The sequence below is a fragment of the Paraburkholderia sp. TE9906 genome (genome assembly GCF_056279605.1).
Genome location: NZ_JBWCCT010000014.1, coordinates 172,066 through 189,270, shown reverse-complemented (window position 1 = coordinate 189,270; position 17,205 = coordinate 172,066). Strand labels below are relative to the sequence as shown.

Here is a 17,205-nt window from a genome sequence, read left to right as displayed (position 1 = left end):
TCGGCTTGCCAGCACATCATGCATTATCACAAGCTTCTACCGGCGTCGGCCGTATCCCAGTCTTCGTCCGTGATGGTCGTAACGCCTGAAAATATTCCTGACCACATAGCCAGCCGATTTCGCGTACGGAGATACGTATGAAGGTCACACAACTGCGCGCCTTTGCTGTTTCAGCAGGCATGGCTCTGGGTCTCCTCTCCCTTTCGTTTTCGCCGGCTCATGCGGCGACAATCGACACCGGCGCTAGCGATGACGCTATGTCAAAGCAGGAATTGAAGGCGTAAAAAAGGCCGATCGCAAAGCGCATCGCGCAAAAAAGAACGCTGAGCTGAGCACACTCGCAAAGAACGGCTATAACCCGGCAGGCGATCAAACAAACTATCCACAGAATCTGCAGAACGCTCAACAAAAAGCAGCCGGTCAGAAGCCAATCAACGCGCCTGCGGCCGCTCCTTGACGATTTACGAATACTGATTCGCGCATACCAGGCCAGGATGGCGCGGGTCGCCCGGGCGATGGAACAAAGGGCGCTTGCGGGGACTGGATCGCCAAACTGCCACCGATGGCACATCGCATCCGACGCCGCCTGGGGTCAACGGCAGTAGCGCATCCTGCGTCGATGCAAGGAGGTACGATCGAAGGTGGGTAGACGCTACAGCGAGTTCAATCCATTGCCGCGCAGACTTCATCCGTGCTCGACGCCAAGCAGACGCGCGTCCAGCCGCCGCGCTAGCGCCGCGCCGCCTTCGCGCATCACCGCATTGTGGTTCCACTGGAAAACCGGTCGCAGCAACGGCGCCAATACATTCATCCATGCGCGGTTCGTATGCACGCACCAGTCATAGCGGACAACGGTAAGGTTGCGTCCGACGGTCGTAAAGCTCCACCGGCCGGCCCCTTCGACGTCGCCACTCGCTTGCCCCTCGAGCGCGACCAACGGGTCGACGCGCGTCACCCGCATGTCGAATACAAGGCGATAGGGCAACCAGCCTTTCCACGTATAGCGTTGTACGACCCCCACGCCCTCGTCTGAACCTGCTTCTAGCTGGTCGACGCGCTCGACGTTATTCCACCACTCGGGCCAGCGCGCCGAATCCTTGATTGCCGCCCAGACTTCCTGCACTGGCGCATCGATGCGCCAGATAGTGGAAAAGCGGTATTCGACCGTCCGCAAGTTGCCTCCGTTCTTACTATTTTCCTTGAGATTTTGTCAGATGCTCACTGCACTTGCATAGGTGAAACAGCACCGCCTTTTCACTTCTCGATATCTCGTCGAACTGTCTGCAAGAAAACGCAGGACAGAGTCGGCCCGTCCGTACACGAGAACCGACGGCGGGGAGCTTTTTAACCATCTCGCCCCACAACTGCCCTTCAGTCTGACGGCCACGAGTGGCGGTTGCTCGGCCCGTCTGCGCCTGTCATCAGCGCTCGCAACTATGCCGCGTCGATTCCAAGAGAGACTGCTCGCCGCATCCCCTCCGCTGCGTCTGTCACGGCGCGGCAGCATCTTGCCCCGTCGAGCCGAGCATGGTCTCAGCACCTGCGGCATCTTCCTATCCCGTTACCGTCATTCGAATCCCCGTGCTGGCAAGGGCCGTTTTTATAGGCTCCTCGACCGTCAGGCGCGCTACGATCTGCGTTTTGGCTGCGATCTGCAGCGCGGTCTTCTGCGCGAGGAGCGCTCCTGCTGTCGGTCGCGCCGGCTTTGCACCCGCACGTCAAGCACCGCGCCATGCCGGTCCACCGCACGCTACAACCAATGCTTCTTCCCGTTGATCGCGACGACCACTTCGTCGAGGTGCCACTTGTCGCCTCGCGCTAAGGCGGTGGACCGGATACGCCGGGCAATGCCCCGCCCGAACTTCACCGACCAGCGCCGCACGGTCTCATACGTGAGTTCAATCCCGCGCGCGGCCAGCAGTTCCTCGACCATGCGCAGACTCAGCGGGAAACGGTAGTACAGCCACACCGCGTAGCTGATCACGTCGGGTGGGAAGCGATAGCCCGCATAGGACAGCGGTTTGTCGGCGACAGGTGGGTTCTGTTGGATCGCTGGTTTCATGGCCAACATTATCGGCGCATCCACGCCACGCTGACCGCAAGTTGACAATACCGTTAAGGGTATGACTTTCCATTTGATGCTGGCGGACGTATGTCCGGTCGCCCATCACGCTCAGCCCATGTAAAAATACACTAGCGGTATAGCGGCGCGTATCGAGCGAGCGGCTTAAATTTTTGCACTCGCGTCCGCCCCCGTGCATACTCCCTTTCCGCCACGAGAAAGTACGGTGCGGCGAGAATACCGCGCATCCGGAGACTCAATGCGTTTCGATTTCCAGTCGCTGAAACTGTTCGTTGCCGTCTGCGAGCACGGCAGTATTGCCCGCGTGGCAGAAGCCGAAAACATCGCGCCTTCAGCGCTCAGCAAGCGCATATCTCATCTTGAGGACATGGACGATTCCACGCCGCGAGTCATCCATGTCGAACAGCGTGATGCGCGACTGAGCGGCATCACGTTGCAAAGCCGTGATCATGCCTCGCCGCTCGGGATCTGCCACGGACGCCAGATCGTTCGCGGTGCTGGAAACGTAGTGGTCGGCCGTGCCGAAGATACGCTCGGGTGAGCGCGGTTTGAGTCCACGCTCACGCGACATGTCGAACGATTGTGCAGTGACGTCGTGAATGAAATGCCGGTCTATGAACAGCAGGTCCTGTCCATCGTCACGCGTCATGACCCGGTGAGCGTCCCAGATCTTGTCGTAAAGGGTTTGCGGACCACTCATGGCTTGGTCGAATTGCATTGCTTCGTCTCACTCCGTCAATTTATCGACCGTGGTAAACACGGCCATGCGGTTTCGCAATTGATTCTGGTGTGGAAGCATCATGCATCAGGCACGCCGGTTCGTTCGTGGTCTTTTGGAAAGGCACCATCGCCAATCGCGATGACGATAATCATCAATGTCGGCGGTCTCGACGACGCGATGAAACTTCATGGCTCGGCCAAAGCGAGAAGTGGATTACCCGATCGGGTTTCTTTCCGTCAAATGAGGAACAGCGGGGCCGGTCTGCGCTGCCTTGCTGTTCGCGGAGGGGACATGGCCTGTTCATCGAACCCTCAACATCTGGGCTCTGTTGCAAATAGGGTCGGTGAATCGGTTAGCGTTGTCGGAGCAAAACGAACTGATGACCCGCAATGAGAGCCAGTTCGATCTCGCGGAGCTCGGCCTCAAGGAGGCCACTGCGTCGCTGTATGGAATGCGGTCCGTTCCATTCGACAAGTTATCCTTCCTATAGACAACTTCTCAACCTGCTTTTCTATTTGCACCAGAACCCTCCCGTGGGCCATCGTTGAACGGCAGCCGCCGCTGTCATCGCTTACGGCCGATGACGCCGTTGGCTACCGTGCCTTCCTGCGGCGACCGGCACCTCGCGGGCGCTGGACCGGACAACCCTGCTCGCGCCGCTCTGCCGGATGGCGCCCGTTCGCACACGGCCTGTCGCCGCGCTCGGCGGCCTACTCCCTGTCGGTGCTGCCTGCGCTGTTCCGCTGGCTCATCGAGCAATGCTATGTGCTGGCCCATCCATTCGCCGGCATCAAAATTGAATTGCCCTCCCGGGCAAGTGCTTTTCCCCTTTCCCCTAGTGACAGCAACCGACCCGGTCAACTAAGCTCCGTTTCGGACGAGAAAGCTATCGGCCTTGCATGTGTTTTTGCTCGACCGTATTGAGCATAGGAGGCCCAGGCAAATGACGGCAAGCGCTTCAGCGTGGCGTAGGTCCTCAGGAGAGGTACGGCATGGCCTTGCATGTCCGGCCGTACAAGCCTTCCTGCGCAAGTTCATGGTGCGGGCATTTCAGGGCATTGTAGGCGCCATGCTTGTTATGGTTTCGATTTTGCTGGGTGCCGCCGACGCACAAGCACAAGCCAGCGCGCCTTCAGCAACGAACGCGACGGACACGACGACCGCTGAGCTCACGCTCATGGACCGCCCCATTGCCACGTTCCGCGCGAGTCTCAGCGGCGCCACGCCGGCGCAGCGTGTGCGGCGCACCCAGGCGGTACTCGAAGGACTCTCGGAGCGCACGCTCGAATTGCCGACCCAAACGGTCCACGGCTCGCTCGGCGAGCAACGGGGCGTCATCTTCCGGCGCGGCGATCACATCCTCTTCGCGCTCCTGCAGGACGACGTCGATCCTGCTGACACTCGCCCGCTCGACGACATCGCCGCCGAAACGCAGGCCCGGCTCGATACCGCGCTGGCCGCGCGCCGCGCGCAATTGCACTGGCCGAACATCGTCCGCGGCATTCTGTATTCGGTGGTGGCCACGGTCGTTCTCGTCGCGGCGCTCTGGCTGATCGGCCGTATGCAAACGTGGCTCCAGGCGCGCATCCAGTATGCGGTCGAAGCCCATGTCCTGCGGCGCACGGCAAAGAGCTTCGACTGGACCGGCTCCGCCTTCCACCTCGCGCGACAGATCGTGCAACTGATGTCGCTCTTTCTCGCCGCCGCGCTCATTTACCTCTATCTGATCGTCGTGCTGGAGCGGTTCCCTGCGTCGGAACCAATGGGCATGCGGCTAAGCGGCTTTCTCTGGGCGCTCGCCAACGACATTGCCTCCGCGGTCGTCAACGCGATCCCCGGAATCATCACGGTGGTCGTCATTTTTCTGCTCACGCGTGCGCTGCAGAATCTGCTCGACAATGTCTTTCGTGCGGTGCAGCAGCGCAATCTGACGATCCCAGGCCTCTATGCGGATACCGCCGACGCTACGCGCCGCATCGTCAGCATCGTCGTGTGGGCGCTGGCGCTGACCTTCGCGTATCCGTATCTGCCGGGCGCGCAAAGCGATGTCTTCAAGGGCTTGAGCGTGCTGCTCGGTCTGATGGTCTCGCTGGGCTCGGCCGGGATCGTGAACCAGTTGATGAGTGGCATCGTCGTCACCTATAGCCGCGCGTTCCACAAGGGCGACTTCGTCAAGATCGGCGATCTGACAGGCACGGTGGTGAGCGTGGACACGCTGTCGGTCAAGCTGACGAACGTGCGCCAGGAGGAAGTGACGATTCCTAACGCGGTCGTCGTGGGCTCGGTGGTCTGCAACTATTCGAACCATGAGGGCAAGCCGGCCGCCTTCTTGACGGCCTCGGTGACGATCGGCTACGACACCCCGTGGCGGCAGGTGCAGGTGATGCTGGCGCTTGCCGCGGCGCGCACCCGACACACGCTCGACACCCCGCCGCCGTTCGTTTTGCAGCGCGCGCTATCCGACTTCTATATCGAGTACGACCTGCACGTGGCCGTGGCGAACCCCAACCTGCGCCCCGTCATTCTGAGCGAGCTGCACAGCCATATCGTCGACGTGTTCAACGAATACGACGTGCAGATCATGTCGCCGCACTTCATGAACCAGCCCGCCACCAACGTCGTCGTTCCGCGCGACGGCTGGTATGCGGCGCCGGCGGCCTCGCCGGGCGAATCGAGCAGCGCGCAGGCGATATCGAAGTCGACGCCGCCGTTCAGCTCGACGTGAAACGGGAGGAGCGGATGTCAAAGCGAATGCGGAATGGAAAACAGGGACACGGCTTTCGGAGTGGCGCAGCCGTGGATGATCAGTTCTGCGAAGATGTATTAAAGCACTTCACGTTCGCATTCCATATGAAAGATCGTCTATAACGTGAATGACAGATTAATCGTCTTTCGCTATCGCATCAAAGTGCCGGACGCGCTTCACCAGCCGACTGCATAAAGGATTCCGTGACGTAGTCGGCATTAATCATGATCTATCCGGCATTCACGTCGCGAGGATGAAGCTATAGCGAGTTTTGCAGACAGGTTCGTGCAAAACGTTTGGCTCAAGATGACACGCACGTGGTTCCGCCGTGATGCGGCAATTAATACCACGGGCAACAGTTTCGGCAATATAAACCGGAATATCTGGCCGATTCACACCGCCTCGATTCCCGGTTTAATCGTTTTAACCGGATTAACACGCGCAACCCGACGCGAGGCGAACAATGGCCGATACGAGTAGTCCGTTGAATATTGCTCGCTATTTGCGACCGCGCAGCCAGGCATTGGCTCTGGAACAACGCATCCTGTTCGATGGAGCCGCGGCGGCCGCCGCCGACCATCAGCATCATTCCGATCCCGCGCACGCCCCCGCAACCGCCGAACCCGCCCCGCCTCCCGACGCGCGCAGCGCCGCAACCGCCGGCACGCGCGAGCCGCCTTCGCGGTCGGTGCCCTTGGTGCCGCGGAACGGGGTGTAGCCCGCATCAGGATAAACATCCTGCCACGCGCCGTTATCGGTCGTGAAGAACACCAGCGTGTTCTTGTCGAGGCCCTTCTCGCGTAGCTTGTCCATGATGTGACCGACGCGTGCGTCGAGTTCGACGAGCGAGTCCGCATATTTCGACTTCGACAGCGACTTGCCGACGTAGTCCGGATCGGGCATGTTCGGCTGGTGGACCTTCATGAAGTTCACGTTGATGAAGAACGGCTGTCCGCTTTGCGCGGCTTCGTCGATATCGTCGAGTGCGGCTTTCTCGATGTAGCGATCCACGAACGGAATGCCAACGATATGGTTTTGTGGCTCGTTCTGGTATTGCCCGTTCAGCTTGAAGTCTTCGTGGGCCTTCTCGCCGGCTTTACCGGACAGCATGCCCGTCGTCACCTTGACGAACAGGTCGCGGGTCTGCTGGTCCATGTCGGGAAACCACTTTGGATCGGAATACGTGTATGCATTCAGGTGATACAGGCCGACGTACTTCATGTCGTCGTAGCCTTGTGCATTGGGAAGGGCGTAGTCCGCCTCGCCAAGGTGCCATTTACCGGTGAAGTAGGTGTTGTAATGCGCGAGCTTCAGGACCGACGCCAGCGTCCATTCCGCGTGCGGCAGGCCGCCCCCCTGGCCCTGGAACGCAACGGTCGTCATGCCGCTGCGATTCGGATTGCGGCCCGTCTGAAGGGCGGCACGGCCCGGCGTGCAGCTCGGCTGGCCGTAGAAGTCGAAGAACGTCATGCCCTCGTCGGCCATCCTGTCGAGGTTGGGCGTTGGAATGCCGCGCCCTTCACCGCCGCCATACGCACCGAGGTCGCCCCAGCCGACGTCGTCGCCCACGATCAGCACGATATTGGGGCGCGTGGGCTGCTGCTGCGCATCTGTCTGTGCCTGCACATTGATCGCAACACTCAGCAGCCCCGCGGCCACCATCGCAAAAGGGGCGCGTTTGACAGGCCTCGCCAGCGCCTTAAAGCATGTCTCAGGTTTCATCGTGTTTCCCGTGGTATCGATCAATGCCTGACGTCGGTCAATTCGCTTCGGTTCAGCTCGCGTTGAAGTGGATCGAATTGATGAACAATCAGATCGTAAAGCGCGGCACCGTCATGACGATTCGCTCCGTCGCCCCCGTTCGGGATGTAACGTGAACGATAGATGCGCCAGTTCAAATTCGCACAAGGGCGGACCTGCTTGCCGTTGCCAATTTTTTGCACATAAGCCTTTTCAACACCATAGGTGTTTGGGGCAACCCGATTTCCCTTTTGGGCAATATCGGATTCCCCCTTTCCTTTCGCGCGGATGCCCCCTACATTCGTCTACATGTGCATTGCAAATTGTCGCGATGCGCGCGCTATCGCCACTCCTTCAGGTTTATGCGGCATGTCTCTCACGAATCGGGAGCGCAGAATGAAGAAAAGAGTTTTAGCCGTTCTCGTCGTGGCCGGGACCATTTTCATGCCGCACGTCGAGGCGCAAACCACCCCGGCCAGCGAGACGGGCACGCCGGCGAATCCAGTGGACCCCGCTGCCGTACAGGCGCTTCAGAAGATGGGCGCGCATCTTCAGTCCCTCAAGCGTTTTCGCGTTTCCACCGAGCTAACTGGCGAACGCGTTCTAGAAGACGGTCAGAAGCTTCAGCACACCGCGACCGCGCAACTCGACGTCGACCGCCCCAACCGGATGCGCGCTTCGATGAGCAGCGCGAGAAGTGAGCGCGAGATCTTTTATGACGGTAAGACGGTGACGTTCTATTCGCCGCAGCAGAAGTATTACTCCTCCGTGGCTTTCAACGGCAACCTCGATTCGTTAGTCGAGAAGATTCGTGCCCGCTACGGCGTGGAGATCCCGCTCGCCGATCTCTTCGTCTGGGGCACGCCCGACGCGCCCACCGATCAGTTCGAGTCCGCGATGTACGCGGGGCAGGACTATATCGGCCACGATATTACCGATCACTATGCGTTCCGCCAGAAAAATGCCGACTGGCAGATCTGGATCACGGCGGGTGCGAACCCATTGCCGCGCAAGCTCGTGATCACGAGGCGCGACGACGACGCGCGTCCGCAGTCGGTCTCGATCCTCGACTGGACGACCTCGCCCAACTTCAAGGACTCCGTGTTCACATTCCGGCCACCGGAGGGCGCGAAGAAGATCGAAATCGTTCCGGTTGGCGCGAAACAGGAGTAGGCCATGAAGACCACACTCAGGCGAAATCGAACTGTACTCCTACCGATCCTCGTTGCGGTGTGTGCCATCGTTTGCGTCAATGCGCCGGCCAGCGCGGCGGGGCGCGGCGGCGGACACGTTGAACGGGGCGCTCGCGGCGGTGGTGGTGGTGGTGGCGGAATGCACGCCGGCGGAGGTGGCATGCACGCTGGCGGACCGCACGGCGGCGCCCAATTGAACAATACCCACGCGGATGCGCGCACCCGCAACGTCCGCAATACCAGCGTGAACAACGTCAACGTCAACCGCAATGTCAATGTCAACGCAAACGTGGAGCACCACGGCGGCTGGGACGACGACTACCATCCGGTGGCAACGGCGGCAGCGGTCACAGCGGCGGTCGGCGTCACCTCCGCCATCGTCGGGTCGATGGTGAATTCGGTGCCGCCTAATTGCGCTCCCGTCAACTACGGGGGCATGGTCTACCAGCGTTGCGGCAATACCTGGTACCAGCCGCAAGGTGCGCAATACGTCGTAGTCAACCCGCCATATTGAAGGCTCGCGTGGTCGTGCATTTGAGCTTCGAAGCCGCGATGCGCTTGCCGTCGGGCTGAGCACCCGGGCGCTCCGCGGCTTCGCATCCAGCGCTGCGAGCGAACCGGGAGAGATCGCAACATGAGCGCGTCGCCGGGCAAGCATCGCATGCATGCATGAAGGCGCTCGCGCCTACGCTGTTCTTTTTTTCATGCTTCAGGTCGTCGCCCTGCTTCGAACCTTGATGGTCAAAGGCACCCGCATTTCGCTTTCGACACGGCATCAGTGCTGATCGCCTCTCGTGTGCCCGGCAAAACGGGGCATGTCGCCGACATGCTGCCCTCCATCAACCCGGTTCCTGACACGCTGCGGTATAAAACGTCTCGTGGATAACCTTGGTGTAGGCGAACGTCGCGCTCGTGGTCCATTAGCTGGAGCGGCTTTACGACAACTAGAAGGAAGCGCCGAATATCGCCGCCGCCAATCACAATCTGATCATGAAATAGACTGGCGCATTTGCAGGCGTTCTAGATATGGCTCGTCACGCTGATTATCAGGTATAGCGTGCGCACGGAACTGGCGCGGCAGTTGGCCGCCACAAGCCCCAGATCATGTTTTTTGTTCCGCCCCACTCCTACATAAGCGACTGCTTGATTTCAAAAAATACCGATTTTTCATTTAGCAGCACGTCAGCGGTATTTTTTTACGCCTGCGAAGAGAGCGACCGTGCAATGACGCCACCGCATGGAAACTACGCGACATGCGAATTCTGCATTCACCTATGCGATTTAGATTTCGGTCGAATGGAAACAGCCAGATTATCCTCTGCTGATTTAGCCCCAATTAAATTGTAGTTTTCACGGAAATTTTTCTTACAAAAGGCTATTCGGATTATCAGGCGCTCTGGCATAGTATTCGCGACGCCAGTCTTTTCAGAAACCATGAAAAAGGAACGCGCTTCGAGAATCCTCTTGGCTGCCCGCACGCGGCGAGCGATCGCGCGTACTCACGCCATACGCTGCGTGTTTCTGGTAATGCTTGGATTATCCACGAGCGTTTATGCGGAACATGTCTGGCACGTTGTCATTCTGCCTGGCGCGGACCCGACGCAGCCGGCTGCCCAGCAGCAAATTCAGGCAATACGCAACTCGATAGCCTCTGCCGCTCCGGATGGTGCGGAGTTCTACACAGATTCGCTCGACGACCTCCGGTTCGACGATGCGGAACTGATGCCCAGCTTTCTCGCGCTCATGAAGAGAAAGTACGAACAGAAACAGGTCGACGTCGTCATCGGGCTCGCGGACTTCGCACTGGATTTCACCAAACGCTATCACGACGAGATCTGGCCGGGCGTACCGGTTGTGATTTCCAGCGTCGCGCCGGCAAGACAAAAAGATATTCCCGCCGAATTCGCCTACGTACCGGTGCATTTCGATCTGGACGGCACGCTTGCGCTGGCCGAGACGCTGCAGCCGAATGCGCGGCATCTCGTGGTGGTATCAGGCGTGGCGCCACTGGATCTCCGGTTCGCGCAGCGTGGCGCGGATGCGGCGCGTGCGCGCAAATCGCGCCAGTGGGCCGTCGATGTCTGGAGTGGCTTGACGGTGCCCGAACTACAGCAACGCCTCGCTGCACTCGACCGCGATACTGCCGTGCTCTACACGACGATGTATCGCGATCGTACCGGTCGAACCTTTTTCCCCTACGAGGTCGTTGCCCCGATGGCGAAGGCCTCCAACGCGCCGATTTACGGCTGGTACCCCACCTACATGGGTCATGGGCTGGCGGCGGGATCGATGACCGGCTTCGAGACCAACGGCCAGTTGACCGGTGCACTGGCCGCGTCGATCCTGCTTGGCAAGGTGCCACCGCAAAGCGCCACCGTAGCTGCGAGCGCCTCCCGCTGTGTTGCGGACGTCGGGGTGATCGACAAATTGGGGCTGCGCGCGGACGCTTTGCCCGAGGGCTGTGAATTGATCGACGTGCCACCTTCGCTCTGGCGGGAATACAGGGACATCGTGTTGATCGCCCTCGCCGTCGTGCTGCTCCAGGCGCTGACCATTGCTGGTCTGCTCTGGCAGCGCAGGCGCAGGCGGATTGCCGAAGATGAAGCAACGCTGCGACTGGACGAACTGGCTCGCGCGGCGCGGTTCGCTTCGGCGGGTGAACTGAGCGCGTCGATCGCTCATGAAGTCGGACAGCCGCTAGGCGCTATTCTCAGCAACGCCGACGCGGCTGGCATGATGCTTCAAAACGAACCCGATATCGACGAGCTTCACTCGATCCTCGGCGATATACGCCGTGACGCGTTGCGCGCGAATCAGGTGGTGCAGCGCCTGCGGGCACTGTTGCAAAAGCACCCGCTCAAGATGGACATGCTCGACCTGAATTCGGCGTTCGAAGAAGCGCTGGCGTTGCTCGGCCTCGAAGCCCGGCGGCGACGCATCGTCATCGAGTCGAATCCGGCCGCGGAAAACTCTCGCGTGCAGGGCGACCGCGTGCAACTGCAGCAGGTCTTGCTCAATCTGGCCATCAATGCCATGGACGCGATGGAGGACACCCCCCCCGCGGACCGCATATTGTCTATCTCGACGCGGGCGGTGGGACAAGGCTACGAACTGACCGTCGCCGATCGCGGGCACGGCATTCCGGCCGGTGTCGGAGAGCGCCTGTTCGACTCGCTGTATACGACCAAACCCAACGGGATGGGACTCGGACTCTCCATCGTACGCACCATCGTCATGACGCACGGGGGACGTGTCTCGGCCGCGTCCCGGTATGGCGGCGGCAGCGTGTTCACCGTCTGGCTTCCTTCGGCCGCGGAGCATGCGAGCTCGCATGCTCGCGAGGCTCGACCCGGGTTTGATAACCCCACTGAAAAGGCCACCTTGAAAGCCCGGCCTACAACACAAGGAGGACACACGTGAGCGATCATGCTGATGCCGTCATCCATGTCGTTGACGATGACCTTGCCCTACGCACCGCATTGATGCGGCTACTGGCTCGCGCGGGATTCACGGTAAAAGGCTACCCGAGCGCCGGGGATTTTCTCGTGACAGCGCCTGACGCATCACCCGGGTGCCTGCTGCTGGACCTGGAACTCCCCGGTCCGAGCGGACTCGATTTGCAACACGCACTGCAAAGAGTTGGCAGTCCGATGCCGATCGTGTTTATCAGCGCACACCGGGATATTCCCAAAACGGTCATGGCCATCAAGGCCGGCGCAAGCGACTTCCTGCTCAAGCCGATCGATGCGCAGGCCCTGTTCGCCGCTATCGAATCCGCCCTCGCGACTGTAGCCGTCGCGCCTGATTCCGATGAGCCTGCGAACGCCGCAGACGCCGTCGATCTGAACGCGCGCGAGCAGGTCGTGCTGCGCGGCATTGTTGCAGGCCGCCTTAACAAGCAGATTGCAGCGGAACTGGCATTGAGTGAGCGCACCATCAAGTCCTGCCGGGCCGATCTGATGCGCAAGCTTCATGCTCGTTCGTTTGCCGACCTCGTGAGACTGGCGGAGCCAATCATGCGGACGCGAGCCCCGAACTGAGCCATGCTTGCCCCGAAGGGCAACCCGTTGCCCCAAGCCCCGATAGCATTGAACGTCGGCCTGCACGACAATTGATGCACCGAAACGTGGCCGGCAATGAACGATACCAGACAGTTGATCGTGGTCGTCGAAGACGACGCCGGCATGCGTCGCGCTTTGCAACGCCTGCTACGCGTGTCGGGCTTCGATACCCTGCTTTACGACAGCGCTGAGGCATTACTTGGCGCGAACGACACGCGCGTGCCGTACTGTCTGGTGCTGGACGTTCGACTGCCCGGGGTATCGGGTCCGCGATGCTACGAACAACTCAGTTCTCCACGTCCGCCTGCCGTGTTCATCACGTCGCACGACAGTCCCGCGACGCGCAGCGCAGTCATGAGCGCCGGCGGCCACGAACTGTTGACCAAGCCGTTCGTGGCCAAGGATCTCCTGGATGCGATTTCACGGTCCGTGCTGCAAGACACGCGACCTTAACGATGACGAACATGCCGCGATAACGCGCCTCGATGCATAGTCCGATGCCGACACATCGGCGTCGATCAGAAGCTGAGGGCGAGGCCAAGTGACACGCCAGTCACGTCCTTTCCGAACGCGTAGCGCGCAACGACTCGCAGGCGGGAAAAAAGCTTCGTCACGGCGCCTGTATCGATCTCGAGGCCTGTGCCCAACGACGTTAGCTGATTGAAGCCGAGGATGTTCGCCTGGCTGCCGAGGTACGTCGAATGAGAAAGTTCGAGGACATAACGCAGTGGACGGTGCAAAACCAGCAAACCAGTCGGTGCGCGCCAGCGGGCATACAGGTTCGTGGACTCCGCATTGGCGGAACCCCGAACCCCGCTCGACGAGCCAAAGCTCTGGAGATAAATGTCCGTGAAGCGTAGTTCAAGGTCGAACTCATACGGTTCCATGCGTGGATACCAGCCAAGCATGAGCGACCCACCGAGCCCGTAAGCACTGAGAGAACCACCCTGGATAAAATCGATGTTCTTGTCCGTCTTGCGATTGATGAGGAACTGAGCTGCCGTTGCGTCACTCAACACCTCTCCGAGCGAGAAGTTAAAGATCGGCCTGATGACCAGATTCTTGCTTTCGTTAAGCGGAAAATCCCAGCCAATGCCACCCGTTGCCGCGACGTTAGTCCACCGCGTTGGCAGTACCCGTTGCTCCTGACCGTCCGACACCAGAAACGTGGGATCGTAGCGCGAACCACCCAATGCCCCCTCCAGATAAAGCGGAAAGTTCGGGCTTAGCGTGAAGCCGCCGCCGAACTGCGTCATATTCAGCGAAGGATTCCCCGTCGATCCATCCCGGATGCCGAGCGTACTCGCGGAGAGATCCGGTGTGACGGTGAAGGACAGCATGGCGAGCACCGCGTTAGCGCGCCGTTGCACATCCGGACCGGTAAATGCGGGCCCCGACGCAGCTTGCGCTTCGGCCATACCGGGCATGAGCCACAGGCCGCTCGCGATCAGAAGCACGCTAGTGACTTGCACTGTGCAAGCGAACCTGCACAGCTGTCGGATACGCCGTAAGCCTATTTTTCCGATTCCCACGCCGAGGCGATGAACGCGTCCATCGTTTCCCGGCATCATTAGCACCTTCATGCTATCGAGCGGACGTCGCGTCCGGCGTTTAAGGTTACTAACGATCGATACTGGCTAAGTCGGTAGCAGCAAGCATCTGCACCATGGAGGCGGCGGGCACGCGGGGTGCGTCGACGACGAACAGCGACTCACGTAGCGCATATTCGCTATCGAAACGCCCTTCCAGCCACGCACGCAACCCGGCCTCCGACGCAATGACAATGCTGCTGCGCCGCGCTTCATCCGTTGTCGCCAGGTCAGGCATGTCGGGAACGATCTCAGGATCGAAGCCGTTCGTTGTCGCGTGGAAAAAGCCCCATGTATCGTTCTCGATGAGCAGCACGTAAAAATCGGGCAGGCCCAGCAGCCCCTCTTCGCTGAGCGCGCCCTCGATGCGCGCCTGCAGCAGATTCAGCGCGTCAACGGCGGACATGCGCATGCGGGCGGACGCGAGCGCACCCTCCGCGGCATCGATTGGTTCGACCCGTCCGGCCTCGATCGCCTTTCGGGTCGCCACCGCGACGCTCAGGGCCAGTGGGTGGCCGACACCGAAATCAATCTTGAAGCTGCAGATCGCGCACATGGTCTCACCTCAAGGCGTGACGATATTGAACCAGAAATCGAAGTTGTCGAGCCACGACACAAACTCTCCCAGCTTCTGGCTATTGCCGTCGATCTTGGCGTTGCCGGCCATCACCAGTTTCTGCATGTTGGTTTGGCCCATCATGATGCTGTTCAGGTCCGCGCGTGTCATGGTGACCGTCGCATCCGCCGACTTCGAGGTCTTGCCCTTCGAGTAATGCAACGCACTGTTCTCGACGCCCAGAACGCAATTCTCTTTCGTGTCGGTCAACACGAGATTGAACGATGCCGTTTTGCCGTTTGCGCGCTCCGCATTGAGCCGGATGCCCAGATAGTCGAGGAACATGTCGAGCGGCATCGCCTGAATGGTATCGGGGCTCTGCGGCGCAGGCGCCTGCCCTTTTCTGACACCGTTGCGCAATTCCATTGCGCCGGTCAGATAGAAGTTGCGCCAGGGCGCCGACTCCGACTGATAACCCAACTGCTCATAAGCATCCGCCAGCAGTTGTCGGGCGGCGGTGTTTTGCGGGTCGGCGAACACGACGTGGTTGACGACTTCCGCCACCCATCGATAGTCGCCCTTGTCGAACGATTCATGCGCCTTTCGCAATACGGCGGGTGCGCCGCCCATGAACTCGACGTAGCGCTTGCCGCTCTCGGTCGGCGGCAGCCGGTGCAGGTTCGCCGGCACGCCGTCGAAGAACCCGAGACGCAGGTTGTACTGCGCAACCGCGTCGTGATAGACCGTGCCGTAGTAGCTTCGGCAATACCAGTGTTTCGCAAGGCTGTCCGGCAAACGGATGGCCTCACCGATCTCAAGCGGCGTCTGACCGAGGTTGGCCATGCGCATCACCTGATCGTGCAGATAGCGATACATGTCGCGTTGGGCGCGCAAGAAAGCATTGATGCGATCGTTGCCCCAGGTCGGCCAGTAGTGCGAGGCGAAGATGACCTGCATGTCGTCGCCGTGCATGTCGAGCGCCGACTGAAGGTACTTGGACCAGAGCAAGGCGTCACGGACCTTTGCGCCGCGCAGCGTATAGAGGTTGTGAAGCGTATGGGTGGCGTCTTCCGCCGCGCAGAACGCTTTGAATTTCGGCAGATAAAACATGAATTCCGCCGGTGCCTCCGATTCGGGCGCCATCAGAACTTCAATTTCTACGCCGTCGAGCGTCAACTTCTGCCCCGTCTTTTCGGCGAACATCGAGGGCACGGCCAGCGTGATCGTGCCAACCGAGGTCGTTTTGCCGAGCCCTCCGTCGACAATCCCCACCGGGTCGCGCGGCAGCAGTGAGCCATACATGTAACTGGCGCGCCTTCCCATTGCGTTGCCGGCTATGATGTTCTCGCCAACGGCGGCTTCAGTGAAGCCGACCGGCGCCACAATTTGTACCTTGCCCGACTTCAGGTCCTCGTCGCTAACGAGGCCGCGCACGCCGCCATAGTGATCGACGTGACTATGTGTGTAGATAACGTGGGTAATGGGCTTGTCGCCCAGATGCGGGATGACGAGTTGCTTCCACACCGTCGAGGCAACTTCGGTCGTGATGAACGGATCGATGACGATATAGCCGTGGTCGCCTCGAATGATGCTCATCACGGAAAGGTCGTAGCCGCGCACCTGCCAGATGCCATCGACCACCGTGTAAAGCCCGTGATTCATGTTGAGCTTGGCGTTACGCCAGAGGCTCGGATTGACGGTCGATGGCGCGTTGTTCTCCGGACCGCCACTCACAAACGCGAACTGCTGAAGGTTCCACGCCGGGAATTCGCCCTGCCCCTTGATGATGACCGGCTCCGGCAACGTCGCGACGAGGCCACGTTTGGCATCCTCGAAGTCCTGAACGTCGGCGAAATTAAGGAAGTCGGCGTACTGCTTGTTCAGTGCAATAGTAGCGGGCGTCGCGGGCTTCGAAGCAGGGCCGGTGGGGTTTGCCACATTGCCAGTTTGAGCAAGCGTCTCGCCGACCACACCTGACAGACCGGTCGCAGCGCTGGCTACCGCGACGTTCTTCAGAAATGCCCTGCGTGATCCGGCTTTCGCTGCGTCGTCGGACTGAGACATGGCCACCTCCCGGTTATTTGCGATTGACAGGCGCCGAACGGCCTGCGAAATGGCCATTGGCACGGCGTGCATTACAACCCTCTCCGGAGTGTCGCGTTGCCGGTCGGGCGCGCAACAGTCTTTTCGCATAGGTGCCGCGGTGAGGCCATAGGTAGTTCGGGCAATGCGGTTGCCCCAAAGGGAAAAAGCGGGCAGGAGTCCAGCCGCCACGAATTTGCCACGACGAGCAGTCGGCATGCCGAACGCGCGTGCCACCTCAGCGTGCGCGCTGCAATGCAGCGCTCGTCTCGCCCGCTTCGGCACAGCCCGAGCTCGCAATTTTTGCGTTCCGCACACTCTGTTGCCGCCGATAAGTCGTATATGCCCACACTAAAGTCTGCGGGAACAAATGGCTCTGAGGCGCGTCGTCTCGTTGCTGTTATATCTGCGCTAAAACGTCAAAGTTTGCGGGA

The 17,205-nt window shown here is 60.1% G+C and carries 14 protein-coding genes and 3 pseudogenes; 10 read left to right on the top strand and 7 right to left on the bottom strand.

Annotated features, from left to right (window positions below; genetic code table 11):
- Window positions 1–137: 137 nt before the first annotated feature.
- Entirely contained in the window at window positions 138–284 is a 147-nt protein-coding gene (locus tag ACZ9H4_RS29795) for a hypothetical protein (protein ID WP_476122296.1), read from the top strand.
- Window positions 285–685: 401 nt separating this feature from the next.
- Here the strand turns inward: ACZ9H4_RS29795 and ACZ9H4_RS29790 are convergent, their stop codons facing one another.
- Both ACZ9H4_RS29790 and ACZ9H4_RS29785 read right to left on the bottom strand, forming a co-directional pair.
- Window positions 686–1,174 carry an SRPBCC family protein gene (locus tag ACZ9H4_RS29790; protein WP_408150647.1) on the bottom strand — a complete coding sequence of 163 codons (489 nt, stop codon included), beginning with the start codon at window positions 1,172–1,174 and terminating at the stop codon, window positions 686–688.
- A 504-nt stretch (window positions 1,175–1,678) separates the two neighbouring features.
- A pseudogene (locus ACZ9H4_RS29785) lies at window positions 1,679–2,062 on the bottom strand (IS6 family transposase); the annotation flags it as partial.
- 259 nt (window positions 2,063–2,321) lie between these two features.
- Between ACZ9H4_RS29785 and ACZ9H4_RS29780 the strand changes: the two are divergent.
- A pseudogene (locus tag ACZ9H4_RS29780) lies at window positions 2,322–2,450 on the top strand (helix-turn-helix domain-containing protein); the annotation flags it as partial.
- Here the strand turns inward: ACZ9H4_RS29780 and ACZ9H4_RS29775 are convergent.
- Complete coding sequence (locus tag ACZ9H4_RS29775; protein ID WP_476122312.1) at window positions 2,415–2,732, bottom strand: aconitase family protein; 318 nt, start codon at window positions 2,730–2,732, stop codon at window positions 2,415–2,417. The pseudogene ACZ9H4_RS29780 and the gene ACZ9H4_RS29775 sit on opposite strands and share 36 nt — an antisense overlap.
- Between ACZ9H4_RS29775 and ACZ9H4_RS29770 the strand changes: the two genes are divergently transcribed.
- The 3 genes and pseudogenes from ACZ9H4_RS29770 (at window position 2,679) to ACZ9H4_RS29760 (ending at window position 5,529) form a co-directional block, all read left to right on the top strand.
- Window positions 2,679–3,197 (top strand): hypothetical protein, encoded by a 519-nt coding sequence (locus ACZ9H4_RS29770; protein ID WP_476122316.1) that lies wholly within the window; start codon window positions 2,679–2,681, stop codon window positions 3,195–3,197. The genes ACZ9H4_RS29775 and ACZ9H4_RS29770 overlap by 54 nt on opposite strands.
- A 129-nt stretch (window positions 3,198–3,326) precedes the next feature.
- Window positions 3,327–3,602, top strand: a pseudogene (locus ACZ9H4_RS29765) (integrase); the annotation flags it as partial.
- 379 nt (window positions 3,603–3,981) lie between these two features.
- Window positions 3,982–5,529, top strand: a complete 1,548-nt coding sequence (locus ACZ9H4_RS29760; RefSeq protein WP_408150643.1) for a mechanosensitive ion channel family protein — start codon at window positions 3,982–3,984, stop codon at window positions 5,527–5,529.
- Between the two features lie 606 nt (window positions 5,530–6,135).
- On the opposite strand, the gene ACZ9H4_RS29755 is transcribed toward ACZ9H4_RS29760, so the two are convergent.
- A complete protein-coding gene (locus tag ACZ9H4_RS29755; protein WP_476122293.1) occupies window positions 6,136–7,272 on the bottom strand; it encodes a sulfatase-like hydrolase/transferase in 1,137 nt (378 codons plus the stop codon).
- A gap of 414 nt (window positions 7,273–7,686) precedes the next feature.
- Between ACZ9H4_RS29755 and ACZ9H4_RS29750 the strand changes: the two genes are divergently transcribed.
- The 5 genes from ACZ9H4_RS29750 to ACZ9H4_RS29730 all read left to right on the top strand — a co-directional run bounded on the left by ACZ9H4_RS29750 (window position 7,687) and on the right by ACZ9H4_RS29730 (window position 12,997).
- Complete coding sequence (locus ACZ9H4_RS29750) at window positions 7,687–8,463, top strand: DUF2092 domain-containing protein (RefSeq protein WP_476122291.1); 777 nt, start codon at window positions 7,687–7,689, stop codon at window positions 8,461–8,463.
- Between the two features lie 3 nt (window positions 8,464–8,466).
- On the top strand, window positions 8,467–8,997 hold the full coding sequence (locus ACZ9H4_RS29745) for a hypothetical protein (RefSeq protein ID WP_476122289.1): 531 nt from the start codon (window positions 8,467–8,469) through the stop codon (window positions 8,995–8,997).
- A gap of 920 nt (window positions 8,998–9,917) precedes the next feature.
- The gene (locus ACZ9H4_RS29740) at window positions 9,918–11,903 is read left to right on the top strand and encodes a sensor histidine kinase (protein ID WP_476122287.1); all 1,986 of its coding nucleotides are present in this window, start codon (window positions 9,918–9,920) and stop codon (window positions 11,901–11,903) included.
- A complete protein-coding gene (locus ACZ9H4_RS29735; RefSeq protein WP_408323519.1) occupies window positions 11,900–12,523 on the top strand; it encodes a response regulator transcription factor in 624 nt (207 codons plus the stop codon). Before ACZ9H4_RS29740 ends, ACZ9H4_RS29735 begins: the two co-directional genes overlap by 4 nt.
- Before the next feature lie 96 nt (window positions 12,524–12,619).
- Window positions 12,620–12,997 (top strand): response regulator transcription factor, encoded by a 378-nt coding sequence (locus tag ACZ9H4_RS29730; RefSeq protein WP_408323518.1) that lies wholly within the window; start codon window positions 12,620–12,622, stop codon window positions 12,995–12,997.
- Between the two features lie 65 nt (window positions 12,998–13,062).
- On the opposite strand, the gene ACZ9H4_RS29725 is transcribed toward ACZ9H4_RS29730, so the two are convergent.
- The 3 genes from ACZ9H4_RS29725 to ACZ9H4_RS29715 form a co-directional block, all read right to left on the bottom strand.
- The gene (locus ACZ9H4_RS29725) at window positions 13,063–14,001 is read right to left on the bottom strand and encodes a hypothetical protein (protein ID WP_476122284.1); all 939 of its coding nucleotides are present in this window, start codon (window positions 13,999–14,001) and stop codon (window positions 13,063–13,065) included.
- A gap of 163 nt (window positions 14,002–14,164) precedes the next feature.
- Complete coding sequence (locus ACZ9H4_RS29720) at window positions 14,165–14,689, bottom strand: hypothetical protein (protein WP_408138629.1); 525 nt, start codon at window positions 14,687–14,689, stop codon at window positions 14,165–14,167.
- Window positions 14,690–14,698: 9 nt separating this feature from the next.
- Window positions 14,699–16,753, bottom strand: coding sequence for an alkyl/aryl-sulfatase (locus ACZ9H4_RS29715; RefSeq protein ID WP_408138630.1), 2,055 nt, complete (start codon window positions 16,751–16,753; stop codon window positions 14,699–14,701).
- Window positions 16,754–17,205 lie beyond the last annotated feature (452 nt).

Coding starts and splice junctions, on each gene's coding strand:
- ACZ9H4_RS29775 (WP_476122312.1), bottom strand. CDS start 2,732: ATGACGCGTGACGATGGACAGGACCTGCTGTTCATAGACCGGCATTTC.
- ACZ9H4_RS29730 (WP_408323518.1), top strand. CDS start 12,620: ATGAACGATACCAGACAGTTGATCGTGGTCGTCGAAGACGACGCCGGC.
- ACZ9H4_RS29740 (WP_476122287.1), top strand. CDS start 9,918: ATGAAAAAGGAACGCGCTTCGAGAATCCTCTTGGCTGCCCGCACGCGG.
- ACZ9H4_RS29795 (WP_476122296.1), top strand. CDS start 138: ATGAAGGTCACACAACTGCGCGCCTTTGCTGTTTCAGCAGGCATGGCT.
- ACZ9H4_RS29750 (WP_476122291.1), top strand. CDS start 7,687: ATGAAGAAAAGAGTTTTAGCCGTTCTCGTCGTGGCCGGGACCATTTTC.
- ACZ9H4_RS29715 (WP_408138630.1), bottom strand. CDS start 16,753: ATGTCTCAGTCCGACGACGCAGCGAAAGCCGGATCACGCAGGGCATTT.
- ACZ9H4_RS29720 (WP_408138629.1), bottom strand. CDS start 14,689: ATGTGCGCGATCTGCAGCTTCAAGATTGATTTCGGTGTCGGCCACCCA.
- ACZ9H4_RS29760 (WP_408150643.1), top strand. CDS start 3,982: ATGGACCGCCCCATTGCCACGTTCCGCGCGAGTCTCAGCGGCGCCACG.
- ACZ9H4_RS29745 (WP_476122289.1), top strand. CDS start 8,467: ATGAAGACCACACTCAGGCGAAATCGAACTGTACTCCTACCGATCCTC.
- ACZ9H4_RS29755 (WP_476122293.1), bottom strand. CDS start 7,272: ATGAAACCTGAGACATGCTTTAAGGCGCTGGCGAGGCCTGTCAAACGC.